The sequence below is a fragment of the Desulfovibrio piger ATCC 29098 genome (assembly GCF_000156375.1).
Classification (GTDB): domain Bacteria; phylum Desulfobacterota; class Desulfovibrionia; order Desulfovibrionales; family Desulfovibrionaceae; genus Desulfovibrio; species Desulfovibrio piger.
Genome location: NZ_DS996353.1, coordinates 64,058 through 78,712, shown reverse-complemented (window position 1 = coordinate 78,712; position 14,655 = coordinate 64,058). Strand labels below are relative to the sequence as shown.

Annotated in this window: 9 protein-coding genes; all 9 read right to left on the bottom strand. The window is 63.9% G+C overall.

Annotation, left to right across the window (positions count from 1 at the left end):
- The 9 genes from DESPIG_RS01875 to DESPIG_RS01835 all read right to left on the bottom strand — a co-directional run bounded on the left by DESPIG_RS01875 (nucleotide 1) and on the right by DESPIG_RS01835 (nucleotide 14,580).
- A complete protein-coding gene (locus DESPIG_RS01875) occupies nucleotides 1-2,364 on the bottom strand; it encodes a pyridine nucleotide-disulfide oxidoreductase/dicluster-binding protein (RefSeq protein WP_246118383.1) in 2,364 nt (787 codons plus the stop codon).
- Between the two features lie 211 nt (nucleotides 2,365-2,575).
- Nucleotides 2,576-5,305: a molybdopterin-dependent aldehyde oxidoreductase gene (locus DESPIG_RS01870; RefSeq protein ID WP_006004345.1), complete on the bottom strand. Its 2,730-nt coding sequence runs from the start codon at nucleotides 5,303-5,305 to the stop codon at nucleotides 2,576-2,578.
- A 51-nt stretch (nucleotides 5,306-5,356) separates the two neighbouring features.
- Complete coding sequence (locus DESPIG_RS01865; RefSeq protein ID WP_147589186.1) at nucleotides 5,357-6,382, bottom strand: molybdopterin-binding protein; 1,026 nt, start codon at nucleotides 6,380-6,382, stop codon at nucleotides 5,357-5,359.
- Nucleotides 6,383-6,978: 596 nt separating this feature from the next.
- Nucleotides 6,979-7,896: a DUF2333 family protein gene (locus tag DESPIG_RS01860; protein ID WP_006004336.1), complete on the bottom strand. Its 918-nt coding sequence runs from the start codon at nucleotides 7,894-7,896 to the stop codon at nucleotides 6,979-6,981.
- Nucleotides 7,897-8,203: 307 nt separating this feature from the next.
- Nucleotides 8,204-10,864, bottom strand: a complete 2,661-nt coding sequence (locus tag DESPIG_RS01855; protein WP_006004330.1) for a M16 family metallopeptidase — start codon at nucleotides 10,862-10,864, stop codon at nucleotides 8,204-8,206.
- A gap of 282 nt (nucleotides 10,865-11,146) precedes the next feature.
- On the bottom strand, nucleotides 11,147-11,869 hold the full coding sequence (locus DESPIG_RS01850) for an ABC transporter ATP-binding protein (protein WP_006004328.1): 723 nt from the start codon (nucleotides 11,867-11,869) through the stop codon (nucleotides 11,147-11,149).
- A 1-nt stretch (nucleotide 11,870) separates the two neighbouring features.
- Nucleotides 11,871-12,656, bottom strand: a complete 786-nt coding sequence (locus DESPIG_RS01845; protein ID WP_006004326.1) for an ABC transporter ATP-binding protein — start codon at nucleotides 12,654-12,656, stop codon at nucleotides 11,871-11,873.
- Entirely contained in the window at nucleotides 12,653-13,687 is a 1,035-nt protein-coding gene (locus DESPIG_RS01840) for a branched-chain amino acid ABC transporter permease (protein ID WP_006004324.1), read from the bottom strand. The genes DESPIG_RS01845 and DESPIG_RS01840 overlap by 4 nt, the downstream gene beginning before the upstream one ends.
- Nucleotides 13,687-14,580 (bottom strand): branched-chain amino acid ABC transporter permease, encoded by an 894-nt coding sequence (locus tag DESPIG_RS01835; RefSeq protein WP_006004323.1) that lies wholly within the window; start codon nucleotides 14,578-14,580, stop codon nucleotides 13,687-13,689. Before DESPIG_RS01835 ends, DESPIG_RS01840 begins: the two co-directional genes overlap by 1 nt.
- Nucleotides 14,581-14,655: the final 75 nt, after the last annotated feature.

The window sequence follows — 14,655 nt, the reverse complement described above, 5'->3', positions numbered from 1 at the left end:
TTACGCCTCCCCGCAGCAGCCGTTTTCCTGCACGCCGCCGCTGCCCGGTACGCGCATCCGGTGGCACCAGGCATCATGCAGCAGCCAGCGCCCACCTTCTTCCGTATATTCCACCCAGAAGGTCACGTTGCGCGGCCGCCACGCGCCCAGACGATGGCCGCTCTCCGCATCCACGAAATAAGCCTTTTCCGCTTCCACGGCCGCCACGGCCCCGTTCACGTCTTCCAGCAGGATATGGCGGCGCTCCAGCTCTTCCAGCAGACCGGGAATCAGATCCAGCCGTCCGGCGGCCGGTTCGGCAACTTCCTGCCCCAGCCAGACACGGGCCAGGCGACGGCGCAAGGCCGCACGACGGGCGCGCCGCTCCGAAAGGCCGGGGCCCTTTTCCGGCTCCAGACCGTGGGCCAGCGGGGCCAGCTGCGGCAGCAGGTCCAGCAGATGCAGCCCGGGCTTGCCGCTGCCCGCCAGACGGTCACGGCACATGATGCAGGAGCTGAGGGCCGCATGCGGCAGCCCTTCGGCCCGGTGACCGGCCATGGCATCGGCCAGTTCCGGCTGGGCGCACCAGACCAGACCGCCATAGCCGCAGCAGGCCGTCCTGTCGCGCCCCTGCGGCGGCTCTTCCGGGACCATGCCCGCCTTGCGCGCCAGCGAGCGCACGGCCTCCTGCCATGCCCTATCGTACCGGGCCGTGCAGGGATCCTGCATGGTCAGCAGCGTGCCCCGGCCAGCACCGCCGGGGAGGCCTTCGGGCCACGGCAGGGCATCCAGCACTTCCCAAAGGGAAAGGGCCCGCGCCTCGGGCAGGACCTCGCGCAGGACGGCGAGACAGGACGAGCAGGCGGCCATGATCCGCGGCCTGCCCAGCTCTTCCCATTGCTGCCGCAGTTCCTGCGCCTGCTGGGCGAAAAGCGCTTCACGACCGCCCCAGCGTGCCGGGATGCCGCAACAGCGCAGCAGCAGGCTCACGGGCCCGCGTTCCAGGCCGGGGGCAAACTCGCCCTGCCCGGCCAGCGCCTCACGCAGCCAGGCATAAAGGGCTTCCACCTGTTCCCCGCGCGAGGCCGCCAGCTGGCAGCCGGGGAAGAACAGCCAGCCGCCCTCCCCTCCCTTGATGCTCAGGGCGCATTCCGGGCCGCTGGCGGCTTCCATGTCCTCCAGCGCGAATTCATGGGCCGAAGGCGGCATGACGCCGCGCTCCACCATGTCCTGCCGTGCGCTCAGGCAGAGCTCGGCCATGGAGAAATTCTCGGGGCACAGTTCCTCGCACTGGCCGCACAGGGCGCAGCCGTTGATGAGGTTGTTGGCCAGATGCAGGCCTTTGACGATGGCCGCATTATTGTACATCTGGCGGGCGTAGACGCGAGGATAGCCCTTGTATTTTTGCAGATAGACGCAGGCCTTGACGCAGACCAGGCACTGGCATTGCAGGCAGCGTCCGGCCTCCTGCCGGGCCTCCGCCTCGGAATAGGTTTCCGCGACGGGCAGGACCCGCTCCACCGGCGCGATGCCGTCCAGCTCGGTGAACAGGCTGCGTTCGTCGGTATCCCGGGCCGCGGTCAGGGACACGCCGGCCACCAGGCGTTCCAGGGTCCGGGCAGCGCTCCTGCCCTGCCCCGCCTGCCGCGACGCGGACGCGAAACGGTGGCCCGTAGGCGTGACGCTGGCCCAGCCCGCGCAGCAGATATTGTCCCGCCAGTGCAGGATCTGCGCCTCCATGCCGGATTCCGCGGGCGCCAGTTCCGGCAGGGCACCGGCATCCAGCAGGACGCCGTCGTACTCCCCGGCAGCCTGTTGCAGACAGGCCGCATCCGTGCGGGCCTGTTCAAAGCGCACGCCCCGGCGGCCCAGGGCCTCCCATTCGGCATCCAGGGCAGCGGCCCCCGCCCCGGCCAGCACGGGCCAGCAGGACAACAGCTGCGCTTGAGGCTCGCCTTCATGGAAGACGGTCACGGGATAGCCCTTGCCTGCCAGATCCCAGGCGCAGACCAGACCGGCCAGACCGGCACCGATGACGGCGATGCGCTTTTGTTTGCGCGGCATGGGCAGGGAACGGGTCTGCACGCCCAGATGCTCCGTGCAGAAGATCTCCAGTCCGTGCAGGTTGACGGCGCCCCCCAGATCGCCGCGCAGGCACCCCTGCTCGCAGGGATGGTCGCAGATGCGGGCCAGCAGGCCCGGCAGGGGCAGATAACGTTCCAGCTGTTTGCGGGCATCGCTCCAGCGGCCTTCGGCGGCATGGCCCAGGAAGGCGCGCGCGTCCAGACCCAGCGGACACAGGGACTGGCAACGGGGCGGGCGCTCCTGCGTGCAGCGGGACTCCACTTCATGCAGCGCGCTCTGGCTGTTCATGGAAATGCTCATGGGGACCTCGGGATGCCAGCGGGCAGGGGCCCCGCATCGTCATGCCCCATGGCGAGGCAGGCAACGGATACGGCACACGGCACGCCTGCGGCGGGCAGGGAAGAAAAAACGGTGCAGGGCAAGACGGCATCCCTCCAGCAGGATGCCGTCAGCCTTGTCTGCATCTGACGGGGGACCGGCGGACCGGTCCCCCTGACAGTCATTGTTCCATTTACTTCTTGGGCATGGCCGCCAACACCTTTTCGGGGTACGCGGGCAGATGGGTCACGCGAGCGCCGCAGGCGTTGTAGATGGCGTTGATGATGGCCGGATGCGGGCCGCACAGCGGGATCTCGCCCGTGCCGGAGGCGCCGAAGGGGCCGTCAGGACGCGGGGTCTCCACGTAGATGAGCTCGATGTCGTCCGGGATATCCTTGATGGTGGGGATACCGGCACCGGCCATGGTGCTGTGCTTCTTGATGTCCTCGTAGTCTTCGGTGAGGGCCAGACCGATGCCCTGGGCGATACCGCCGTAGAGCTGGCCGTCGGTGAGCAGGCGGTTGACCACCTTGCCGATGTCGGCCACCATGGTCATCTTTTCCACCTTGGTCTTGCCGGTGGCCACTTCCACGGCCACTTCGGCCATAAACAGGCCGTACATGTAGCAGCAGAAGGGTTCGCCCTGGCAGTTCTTGCCGCAGTCGCGGGCCGGGGCGGTCCACTTGCCGTCCTGATGCACGGCGCGGCCTTCGGCCTTCATCTCATCATAGGTGTAGAAGCCGCCGTCAGGCTTGCGCATGGCTTCCACCAGCTGTTCGCAGGCCACGCGGATGGCGTTGCCGGTCATCACCTGGGAGCGGGAGCCGCCGGCAGGACCGGAGTTGGGGGTCTTGCTGGTATCGTTCATGACCAGGCGGATCTTTTCCACAGGCAGGCCGATGGGACGCAGGGCCTCATGGGCGGTGCACTGCGCGCCGGAGTCGGCGCCCTGGCCGTGATCTTCCCAGGAGCTGCCGATGGTCACGGAGCCGTCGGGGTTCAGTTCGGCCCAGGCTTCGGAGGAGTCGGGGCCGTCCAGACCGGCACCGTACACGGCAAGGGCCAGGCCCACGCCGCGCTTGACGGCATCGGTGGATTCCGCCTTGGCCTTGGCTTTGGCGGCCTCATACTTGGGACGCAGGGCCTTGAACATGGTGGGCAGGTTCATGACCTCGGGCTTCTGGCCGGTGGGCGTAGTATCGCCTTCCTTGTAGCAGTTGAGCTCGCGCAGGTCGAAGGGATCCATGCCCAGCTTTTCGGCCAGTTCGTCCATCAGCACTTCGGAGGGGAATTCCGACTCGGGACCGCCGTAACCGCGGAAAGCCGCGCCCCAGGCGTGGTTGGTGGCCACGGTGCGGCCGTCACCACGGATGTTGGGGATGCCGTAACCGGCACCGATGAACTGGGCACCGCGCAGGGTCAGCAGGTCGCCGAATTCGGAGTACGGGCCATGGTCGCAGGTCCAGTCGGTCTCCATGGCCACGATCTTGCCGGTCTTCTTGTTGGCGGCCATGCGCACCTTGGTCCAGAAGGGCGAACGCTTGCCGGTGTACTGCTGTTGCTGCTGGTAGTTGTAGCGCAGGTGGCAGGGACGGCCGGTGGCCAGCACGGCCACGCCGATGAGGGCTTCCATGGTGGGGCTGAACTTGTAGCCGAAGGTGCCGCCGGTGGTGTTCTGCACCATGACCAGCTCTTCGGGGAATTTCACGCCCAGGCCGGGGGCGATCATCAGGGCATGCAGGTGCAGGCCGATGGACTTGGAGTGGATCACCAGCTGGCCCTGCTCGTTCAGGTAGCCGTAACCCACATCAGGCTCGATGTTCAGGTGCGGCTGACGCTGGGTGTAGAAGCTGTCTTCCACCACCACGTTTTCGGGATCGTCGAAGAAGGGCTTGGTGTCCTCGCCCTTTTCGATGTGGGGCTCATAGTAGATGTTGGGCGTGCCGGGATGGATCTCGATGGCGTCGGGAGCCATGGCTTCGGGCGCGCTCATGTATTCGGGCAGCAGTTCCAGGTCGAACTTGACCTTGTCGGCGGCGGCGCGGGCGTGGGCCTCGCTGTCGGCGCAGACGATGGCCAGGGCGTCACCATACTGGAACACCTTGGTATCGTTGAGAATGGGACGATCCCAGCCGTCGCCCTTGTTGTCGGCGAAGGTGATGAGGCCGGTGATGCGGTTCTTGCCCTTGACGTCCTTGTGGGTCAGCACGCGGACCACGCCGGGCATCTTTTCGGCTTCGGAGGTGTCGATGCCCTTGATGATGGCATGGGAGACCTTGGCCTGGGCCAGGGCCAGGTGCAGGGTGTCGGGCGGCATGTGCACGGCGGCGTCGGCGCCGTATTCGGCCAGACCGGTCACCTTGACCAGGGCGCTGGGACGGGGCAGACGCGAACCGAAGGCGCGGCCGTCGGCGGGCAGCTTGTAGCGCAGCTCTTCGATGTCCTTGTCACCGCGCATGACGGCGGCGGCGTCCATGACGGCGTCCACCAGGGGCTTGTAACCGGTGCAGCGGCAAATATTGTGATGTTTCTGGAACCAGTCGCGCACTTCTTCACGGCTGGGGGCGGGATTGGAGTCCAGCAGGGCCTTGGCGGACACGATGAAGCCGGGCGTGCAGAAGCCGCACTGGGCCGCACCGTGGAACATCCAGGATTCCTGGAGGGGATGCAGTTTGGCGGGGGTGCCCACGCCTTCGAGGGTGGTGATCTGGGCCTGGTCGGGCACGCGGCGCATCTTGACGATGCAGGCGCGGGTGACCTTGCCGTCGAGGATCACGGAGCAGGCACCACACTGGCCCTGACCGCAACCGACCTTGACGCTGGTGATCTGCAGCTGGTTGCGCAGCACGTCAACGAGAAGAGTGTCGGAATCCACCAGGACCTGACGGGGAATACCATTGACCACAAGCGTTTTCGTTTCCATATGCGACTCCTAGAAACGGCTTGCAAGTTGAGACGGTCGCTGCCGCGCCGTCTATTTTCCAAACGGACAGATGGGATACCGGCATTCGCCACAGCCGGAGCAGAAGCCCCCGTGACCCATGCCGGCGATATCCTCGGCTGTCACCTCCAGTCCGGCCAGAAGGCGCGGGACTACGAGTTCGAAGATGCTGGCCTTGTAATACATGACACAGCCGGGCAGCCCCAGCACGGGGACGCGGCCGCGTTCCGTGGGCACATAGCCCAGCAGGAACATGGCCCCGGGATAGACCGGTGCGCCATAGCTCACCACCTGCGCGCCAGCGGCACGGATGGAAGCGGGGGTCTTGTCGTCGGGATCCACGGACATGCCTCCCGTCACCACCACCATGTCGGCTCCCTGTCGGATGAAGCCGCTGATGGCTGACGAGGTCATCTCCACTTCGTCACTGGTGAAGACCTGATCCATGACGGTGCATTCAAGGCGGGCGAACTTGTCTCGAAGCACAGGGCCGAACGCATCCTTGATGCGGCCCGTGTAGACTTCGCTGCCGGTAGTGACAATGCCTACCTTGAACTTTTGCAGGGGCAGGACCTCCACCACGGGACGGGAAACCAGCTGCTCGAGGGCGACGATCTTGCTCTCCTCGATGAGCAGGGGCACCACGCGGGTGCCTGCCAGGTTCTGTCCCGGCCTGACCTGCTGCATGCTGTGCAGCGTGGCCAGGGTGATCTCTCCCAACGAATTGATGCGGGTCAGCGTGGGGACATCCACCCGCAAGAGGCCCATACAGGACGCCGAATAGTTGATGCGCCCTTCCTTGGGCTCGCTCAGCGTGATGTTGGCCCCGGCCGTAGCGGCCGCGATGCGCCGGGCGGCTTCATTCTCATGCAGCACGCCCTCCTGCGGCTCGTACACGTACAAATGTTCCTTGCCTACCTCCAGAAGGGTTTGGATGTCTTCCTCCCTCACGATATGTCCTTTGCGGAACACGGGCCCTTTGTCCCCTCCGGGCACGATGCGGGTGATATCGTGACAGAGCACGCTGCCGACAGCGTCCTTGACGTGAATGGTTTTCATGGCAGCAGCTTTCATTGTCTCTCCTGAACAAACTATGAGATACAGAAAAGGAATAGCAAGTTTTCATAAAAAGTGCAAAGAAAAACCTTATAAAATAAGATGGCTTGATACGCCATCGCAGGATGCACGCTTTTGCAATGATTTCCGGGAGAATGTCACGCTTTGAGCTTTTCCGGTGACAAAAGTGCGCCTTGCGATCATTGATTGTGAAAATATATACAAAATATTTCCATCCCTCCGCACCTTCCGGCCAGTATTTTTTGCAGCCTCTTCTGTCTACATCCATAAAAGGGCAGGAGCATCCGGGCTCGCCTGTCGCCGACCGTTCAGCTCCTCTGCCCGACCGGCATGACATCCATTCCCGGCGGTCAGCCCGCGCACAGATCCGCAGACGCAAAGAGCCCCGCCAGACGAACTGACGAGGCCCGGACGCATGACGGGATCACGAGGAACGGCGCGCCGCCTCCTTTCCTGCACAGGGCAGACGGCATACGCCGGGCCGGTGCGGCCTCTCCCCTTCCCTCCTCTCCCATAAACGCAAAAGGCCGGAGCCTTTGGGGCCCCGGCCTTGCTGATGCACTTGAGAGGACGTCCTGCTAGATGCGCAGGCTGTCGCGGATGTCTTCCAGACGGTTCTTGGTGAACATCAGGTAGGAGATGATGAGCTCACCGGAGTTGAGCGACGAGGTGATGTACATGGGATCATAGGTGCAGATGTCGTTCATGAACTGCATGGCGGCGGCCATGTTCTCGGCATTGTTCTTCTGGGCAATCTCGGGATACAGGTCGTACAGGGCCTTCACGAAATCACGGATGACCAGCACCATGCCCTGTACCTCGTAGATGCGGTTGTCCAGGGTGTAGAAGGGGATGTCCTGGGCATCGGCCAGCAGGCCCAGAGCGTAGCCCAGCATGTTCTCGCCCACCACCGTGTTCAGGGCCGCGTACAGGTCGTCAGTGCGGCAATTGTAGGTGCCCTTGCCGGTATCCAGGGACTTCTTGTATTCCTCCACCTGCTTCAGGGCCTTTTTGTAGGAGCCTTCCGCCGAGGGGAACATGAAGCTGCGCGGGTCCACGGCAAAGCCGTTGAGGCGGGCCTGATACAGGAACTCGCTTTCGCGGTCATTGGAGCCCAGCTTGGCGATCTGGGTGGAGTACAGGTCCATGAGCACGCGCGTGGCGTGGTAGACGCCGTACTGGCGATAGGCGCGGTTATCCAGCACGAAGCGGTTGAAGACGATGTCGTTCATGGTCCAGCCGAAGGTGGAGCCCATCTCGCGACGCAGCTGATTGGTGACGGAATCCACCAGCAGCTTGCCCTTGTCGTTTTCGCTCAGGTTCGCGGTCTCGCCCACGCTGTAGGCCTGGGGGAATTTTTTGGTATCGATGACGCCGTAGAAAGCCTGGCTGCCCCAGACCAGCACCAGCAGGCCCACGAAAAGGCACACCTGGATGCCCAGGGTCTTGGCCACCACACGGGCCTTGTCAAACACATGCATGTCCGTCAGTTTCATGTCATCCTCGCAGGATTAAAAATTTCATTCTTTTTATGACAGGGTATATTTCCATAAAAAGGAAATAGGCAAGACGGCCTTTCCGTACCAGCATGGCCGGGCCATCGGCCGCCGCACCCTTGCGGTCTAACAAGACAGGCGTCAGTCAGCCGTCAGGATGCTTTATTCAGAGATAATCCCGCCCGGGCAGCGGTCAAGATGGCGGGCCTGTCCGGCAGACACAAATGCCCCTGCCGTAAACAAAAGGGGAAGGGCCCTGCCCACGGCCGGAACCCTTCCCCTGTCTTCATGATCCTGTCCCTCTCAGCTAGGGCAGCAAGGTCACTTCGTACATATTATCCACCAGCAAGTACTTGCGGGCGACCTCACGCAGCTGTTCCGGCGTCACTTTGGCGGCCTTTTCCAGCAAACGCTTCTGGAAATCCTGGGGCTGGCCCAGCAAACGCTCGCTGGCGGCCTCGTCGGCCCGCGCGCCCAGGCTCTGGCGGCCACGATAATAGCTGCCTTCCATGCGGTTCAGGCCCTTGGCCAGCAGATCGGCAGGCAGCAGATCGGTCTTGATGTCCTTGATGATGCCGCTGAAGCCCTGCCGGGCCACGTCCAGATTGCGAGGCGTGGTCCCGATATAGAAGGCCATGAAACCGGCCTTGGGCAGGCTGCGGTAAAAAGCCGTCACCGTGTAGCCCAGGCCCTGCTCGTCACGCAACTTGTTGAACAGCAGGCCGCTCTGGCCGGAAAGCACGGATTCCAGCAGCATGAGCGCCGGAGCGTCGGGATGGTCCAGCGGCACGGCATGGAAGGCCAGCAGCAGATGGGCCTGCTGGCGACCGGGCAGGGACAGGGGCAGGCGCTTGTCGGCGCCCCAGGACGGCTGGGCCACATCCACGGCAGACGCGGTGGGCACGGGCAGGCTGCGGGCAAAAGCCAGCACCTTTTCCCGGTCAAAGTCCCCGGCCACGGAAAGGATCCACGGCTGGGCATTCTGCTGCTTCCAGAAGGTTTGTACATCCTTGGGACCGAAGCGGTCCTGGTTCTCCGCCGTGCCCAGACCATCAAATCCGTAGGGCTGGCCGCCGGGGAAGAGGAAGCCGTTGATCTTGGAACCCATGAAGCTCATGGGGTTGTCCTGACGGCGCACCAGGGCCGCCTTCAGCGTATCGGCCTGACGGCGCACGTCCTTCTCGGCAAAGGTGGGCTTGTGCAGCAGATCGCCCAGCAGGGCGAAGTAATCGGCATTGAAGCGGGCCGGGCCCGTCAGGGAGACGGTAAAGCTCTGCACGCCCGCCGAGGCGCTCAGGGAGGCGGCACGTTCGGCCACGAAGCGTTCCATGGCATCCAGGTCACGCGTGCCGCAACCGTCGGTCAGGGTAGCGGCCGTAAGCTGGGCCAGGCCCTGGTCGGCAGGCTTGAGCAGCGCGTTGCCGCCGGGACGCAGGATCTCCAGCGACACATAGGGGATGGTGCGGTCCGGCTGCAGGATCACGGTGCGGCCCTGCCCCAGATCGACGATCTCGCGCTTGCCCACCTTTTCCGCAGCGGCGGCGGCCTTCTGCCGCTCCGCGGCAGGCGCGGGCCAGTTGCGCTGCAGGATGGCATCCAGATCGGGCAGCTGGGCCTTTTCGGGCGCCAGCACACGCACGCGCACCTGATCGGGACGCAGCCAGAGGTCCTGGGCCTGGCGCAGACGCGCGCTGTCCACGGCGGCCAGAGCATGCCGCACGTTGGCCTCGCCCTGCGGTCCGCCCAGCTCGAACTGCACCGTGGCCTTCCACGAGGTCAGGCCGTCCAGGGTCTCGCTGGCGCGATCCATGCCGTCCTCATAGTTGAAGCGGGCCCGCTCGATGACGTCGGGCGTGATTTTGCCGGCGTCCAGCGCGGCCAGATCGCGGGTGAACTCCTGCCAGAAAGGCTCCACCTTGTCCGCATCCAGCTGGGCGACCATGTAGAACAGACCGGCACGGTTGAGGCTCATGTTGCCGACGCTGATGCTGTCCACCAGCTGCTTTTCGTAACGGTACTTGCGGTAGAACTGCGAGGTGCCGTCACCGCCCAGTGCATAGGCCAGCACGTCCAGATCGATGGAGCGCTGGTCGCCCAGGGCGGGAGCAGGCAGGGCGATGCCCAGATAGACCTTGTTCCACGGCCCGCGCGTCACCTCCACACGGGGACCGCCCGCGGCACCTTCCAGCCGCACGGGGGCGGGCTCGGGCAGGATGGCATCGTTCTTCAAATCGCCGAACAGCTCTTCGGCGTGGGCCAGCACGGCCTTGGGATCGATGTCGCCGGCCACCAGCAGCATCATGTTCTGCGGCTGGTACCAGGTGCGGATATAGGCACGCAGATCGTCCGCGGTCACCGCGCGGATGGTCTTTTCAAAGCCGATGATGGGGCGTCCGTAGACCGTATGGGCCAGACCGGCCACCTGCAGGTCCTCGAACAGGCGGCGGGTGGGGGTGTCGTCACCGCCCTTGAGCTCGGAAACGATGACGTCCTTTTCCGCTTCCAGCTCGGCCGGATCCAGCGAGGGATGGAAAGCCATGTCCTTGACCACGTCCATGCCCGTCTTCCAGTGCTTGGCGGGCATGTCGGTGATGTACCAGGTCTTGTCGAAGCTGGTGGCCGCGTTGAGATAACCGCCCAGGGATTCCACATCCCGGGCCACCTGCCCCTTGGGACGTTTTTCCGTCCCCTTGAAGACCATATGCTCCAGCACATGGCTGATGCCCGCTTGCTCGGCGGTCTCGTTGGCGGAACCCGTGCCCACATAGAGGCGCGTGCAGACCAGCGGGAAGCGGCTGTCCCGGATGATGTAGACCGTCAGGCCGTTTTTGAGACGGACGAGCATGGTATCGTTACCAGAGGTTGAAGGATTGGCCGGGGCGGCCTGCGGCGCGGCAGCGGCGAGCTGCGGCAACAGCAGTATCCCCAGCAGAAGGATGAGCAATGCATGGCGGGAAATGCGCAGCATGGGTACTCCTTATGAAGGGTTGCGGACGTCTCCGGCCCCTCCGAAGACATCCGGGGAACAGCACGGACCGGTCCCCCTGCCTGACGGCAGCCGGCCCTGCATCCTCCGTTTTCGGACAGTAATGTCAGAAGGCCCGCCTGACAAGAGCCGACACCGCGATGTGACGGCGGGCACGAAAGGACGACAGGGGACGAGCCCCTCCTCCCCTGCCGTCATGTACAAAAAAAGGAGGGGCGCCCCTTGCGGAAACGTCCCCTCCCCTGCATGCGTATGATGACGGCACTAGCCGCCCAGATAGGCTTCCTTGACCTTGGGGTTCTCCAGCAGCTCCTGACCGGTGCCTTCCAGCACCACGCGGCCCACTTCGAGGATGTAGGCATAATGGGCCACGGAAAGGGCCGCGAACGCGTTCTGCTCCACCAGCAGCACGGTCATGCCGTCTTCGTTGATGCGGCGGATGATGTTGAAGATCTCCTTGACCAGCAGCGGGGCCAGACCCAGCGAAGGCTCGTCGAGCATGATCATGTCCGGGCGGCTCATGAGCGCGCGGCCCACGGCCAGCATCTGCTGTTCACCGCCCGAAAGCGTGCCGCCCTTCTGCCAGTGGCGTTCCTTCAGACGGGGGAACAGGGCGTAGACGCGCTCGATGTCCTCGTTGATGCCGTCCTTGTCGGTGCGCGAGTAAGCGCCCAGACGCAGGTTTTCCACCACGGTCAGATGGGGCAGGATGCGGCGCCCTTCCGGCGAAAGCGAGATGCCCCGGCGCACCATCTCCTCGGGCTTGAGACCGATGAGGGAGACAGGCTCGTCGCCCTCCTTGCGGGTCAGCGAGATCTCGCCGCTGATATTTTTGTTCAGGCCGGCGATGGAGCGGATGATGCTGCTCTTGCCCGCGCCGTTGGCGCCCACCAGCGTGACGATGCTGCCGCGCTTGATGTCCAGGCTGACACCCTGCACGGCCTCGATGCCGCCGTAACGAACGTAAAGATCCCTGATTTTCAGCATACTACACCACGTCCTCGCCCAGATAGGCCCGGATGACCTCGGGATTGCTGCGAATGGCGTCCGGGTCGCCGTGTGCGATAAGCGCACCGTATTCCATCACCCAGATGTACTGGCACACACCCATGACCACCTTCATGTCATGCTCGATGAGCAGGATGGTCAGGTCGAAGTGATCCCGGATGGCCTGGATGAAGTGCATGAGTTCGATACTTTCCTGCGGGTTCATGCCGGCGGCGGGTTCGTCCAGCAGGAGCAGGCGCGGTTCCGTGGCCAGGGCACGGGCGATCTCCAGACGGCGCTGCGCCCCGTAGGGCAGGCTGCCCGCCTTCTCGTCCATGTATTCGGCCAGGTTCAGGTGTTCCACCAGGTCGCGGGCCTTTTCCGTGATGGCCTTCTCTTCCTTGTAGTACATGGGCAGGCCCAGCGGCGCCATCCACCAGGGGCAGCGGCGGCGCACATGGCAGCCCACCATCACGTTCTCCAGCACGCTCATGTGCGGCGAAAGACGGATGTTCTGGAAGGTGCGGGCCATGCCCATGCGGCAGATCTCGAACGGCTTGCGGCCGCGGATGCTCTTGCCCGCAAAACGCACGTCACCTTCCTGCGGCGTATAAAAACCGCTCAGCACGTTGAACAGGGTGGTCTTGCCCGCACCGTTGGGACCGATGACGCCCACGATGCTCCCCTCGTCCACCTTCAGGGAAAGGTCGCTGACGGCCGTCACGCCGCCAAAGCGCATGGTCACGTTTTCAGCCGTCAGGATGGGCTGGACTTTGCTTGCACTCATGCCTTGCGCCTCCCCAGCGAAAAGATGGATTTCCAGGTGATCTCACGGGTGCCCATGATGCCCTCACGCCGGAACAGGATGATGGCCAGCAGGATGAGCGAGAAGACCACCATGCGCATGCCGGGGATGCCCGGGATCTCGAACACGCCGAAGTCCATGGGCTCCTCGATGGCGCGCAGCCATTCCAGCAGGATGGTGACGATGGTGGCGCCCAGCAGGCTGCCGGTCAGCGAGCCCAGACCGCCGGCCACAACGAACATCAGCACGTTGAAGGTCAGCAGGAAGTTGAACATCTTGGGGTCGATGGTGGACAGGTGGCTGCCCAGCAGCGCGCCGCCCACGCCCGCGAAGAAGGCCCCCACGCAGAAGGAGAGCACTTTGTAGCGGAACACGTTGATGCCCATGACGCCCGCGGCGATCTCGTTATCGCGTATGCAACGCAATACGTTGCCGAAATTGCTGAATATGAGCCGTGACAGCACCACAAGCGTGATGACTGTCCAGATATAACAGGTCAGCAGGGTCGCCTCGCCGGGGATGCCCTTGATGCCCAGCGAACCGTTGGTGATGGACGTGGCATTGACGATGACCACGCGGATGATCTCGGCAAAGCCCAGGGTGGCGATGCCCAGGTAGTCGTCCCCCAGCCGCAGCACGGGCACGGCGATGATGAAGGCGAAGATCATGGCCACCAGGCCACCGGCGATGACCGCCACCCAGAAGGGCGTGTGCAGCACCGAGAAAGGCCAGATGATGGGATCCAGGATCCACATGATCTCTTTCTGTTCCGGCAGCAGGGTACACAGGGCGCCCACATAGGCGCCGATGGCCATGAAACCGGCATGCCCCAGCGAGAAGAGGCCGGTGAAGCCGTAGATCAGGTTGAGCGACAGGGCCAGGATGGCGTTGATGAAGATCAGTTTGAGGATGTAGATCTGGTAGTCGCCCATATAGGCCTCGGCCTGGGTCAGGGCCAGACCGAAAATGACGATAAGCGCGATGTTGAGCAGGGTCGTTTGATTGAAGCGCATTAGATCTTCTCCTCCATGCGCTCGCCCAGCAGGCCCGTGGGCTTGAACACAAGCACCAGCACCAGCAGGATGAAGGCGAAGGCATCACGGAAGCCCGAAAGCTCCGGCATGAAGGCCACGGTCATGATTTCCACAAAGCCCAGGGCCACACCGCCGATAACGGCGCCGGGGATGGAACCGATGCCGCCGAACACGGCCGCGATGAAGGCCTTGAGGCCGGGCATGATGCCCATGTAAGGATGCACCTGCGGGTAGCGCAGGGCCCACATGATGCCCGACGCGGCAGCCAGGGCGGAACCGATGAAGAAGGTGAAGGCGATGATGTTGTCCACCCGCACCCCCAAAAGACGCGTGGTCTCGATATCCTTGGAGATGGCGCGCATGGCCAGACCGGGCTTGGTGTGGTGCACGATGTAGAGCAAGAGCGCCACCAGCACGATGGTCATGACCGGCACGAAGGCCGTGAGTTTGAGAATGCGCACATCACCGAACTGCCAGACCGAGAGCAGCCAGTCGGGCTGCAGCACGGGCCGGGGCTGGCCGGTGAAGACCACCACGGCCAGACTTTCGATGAAGAAGGAGACAGCGATGGCGCTGATGAGCGCCGAAATTCGGGGCGCGTCACGCAAGGGCCGGTAGGCCACGCGTTCCACCACCACCCCCAGCACGCTGGCACCGAGGATGGCGATGATGGCGGCCACACCCCAGGGCCAGCCATAGGCGAACGTACCGAAAAAGACGAAGTAAGCCCCGACCATCAAGATGTCGCCGTGGGCAAAGTTGATCAGGCGCAGAATGCCGTAGACCATGGTATAGCCAATGGCGATCAGCGCGTAGAGCGAGCCTAGCGTCAAGGCGTTGAAACAGTGCTGCAAAAACATGTCAAGGGTCATGGGGCCACCTGGAAATAAGCTTTATCCGCCCGAAGGGGCGCGAAGACGGAACGGCGGGGCCCGTCGGAGCCCCGC

What these genes read in the sequence shown, in the direction of transcription:
- DESPIG_RS01845 (WP_006004326.1), bottom strand. Translation starts at nt 12,656, where the DNA reads ATGAGTGCAAGCAAAGTCCAGCCCATCCTGACGGCTGAAAACGTGACC.
- DESPIG_RS01840 (WP_006004324.1), bottom strand. Translation starts at nt 13,687, where the DNA reads ATGCGCTTCAATCAAACGACCCTGCTCAACATCGCGCTTATCGTCATT.
- DESPIG_RS01835 (WP_006004323.1), bottom strand. Translation starts at nt 14,580, where the DNA reads ATGACCCTTGACATGTTTTTGCAGCACTGTTTCAACGCCTTGACGCTA.
- DESPIG_RS01850 (WP_006004328.1), bottom strand. Translation starts at nt 11,869, where the DNA reads ATGCTGAAAATCAGGGATCTTTACGTTCGTTACGGCGGCATCGAGGCC.
- DESPIG_RS01865 (WP_147589186.1), bottom strand. Translation starts at nt 6,382, where the DNA reads ATGAAAACCATTCACGTCAAGGACGCTGTCGGCAGCGTGCTCTGTCAC.
- DESPIG_RS01875 (WP_246118383.1), bottom strand. Translation starts at nt 2,364, where the DNA reads ATGAGCATTTCCATGAACAGCCAGAGCGCGCTGCATGAAGTGGAGTCC.
- DESPIG_RS01855 (WP_006004330.1), bottom strand. Translation starts at nt 10,864, where the DNA reads ATGCTGCGCATTTCCCGCCATGCATTGCTCATCCTTCTGCTGGGGATA.
- DESPIG_RS01860 (WP_006004336.1), bottom strand. Translation starts at nt 7,896, where the DNA reads ATGAAACTGACGGACATGCATGTGTTTGACAAGGCCCGTGTGGTGGCC.
- DESPIG_RS01870 (WP_006004345.1), bottom strand. Translation starts at nt 5,305, where the DNA reads ATGGAAACGAAAACGCTTGTGGTCAATGGTATTCCCCGTCAGGTCCTG.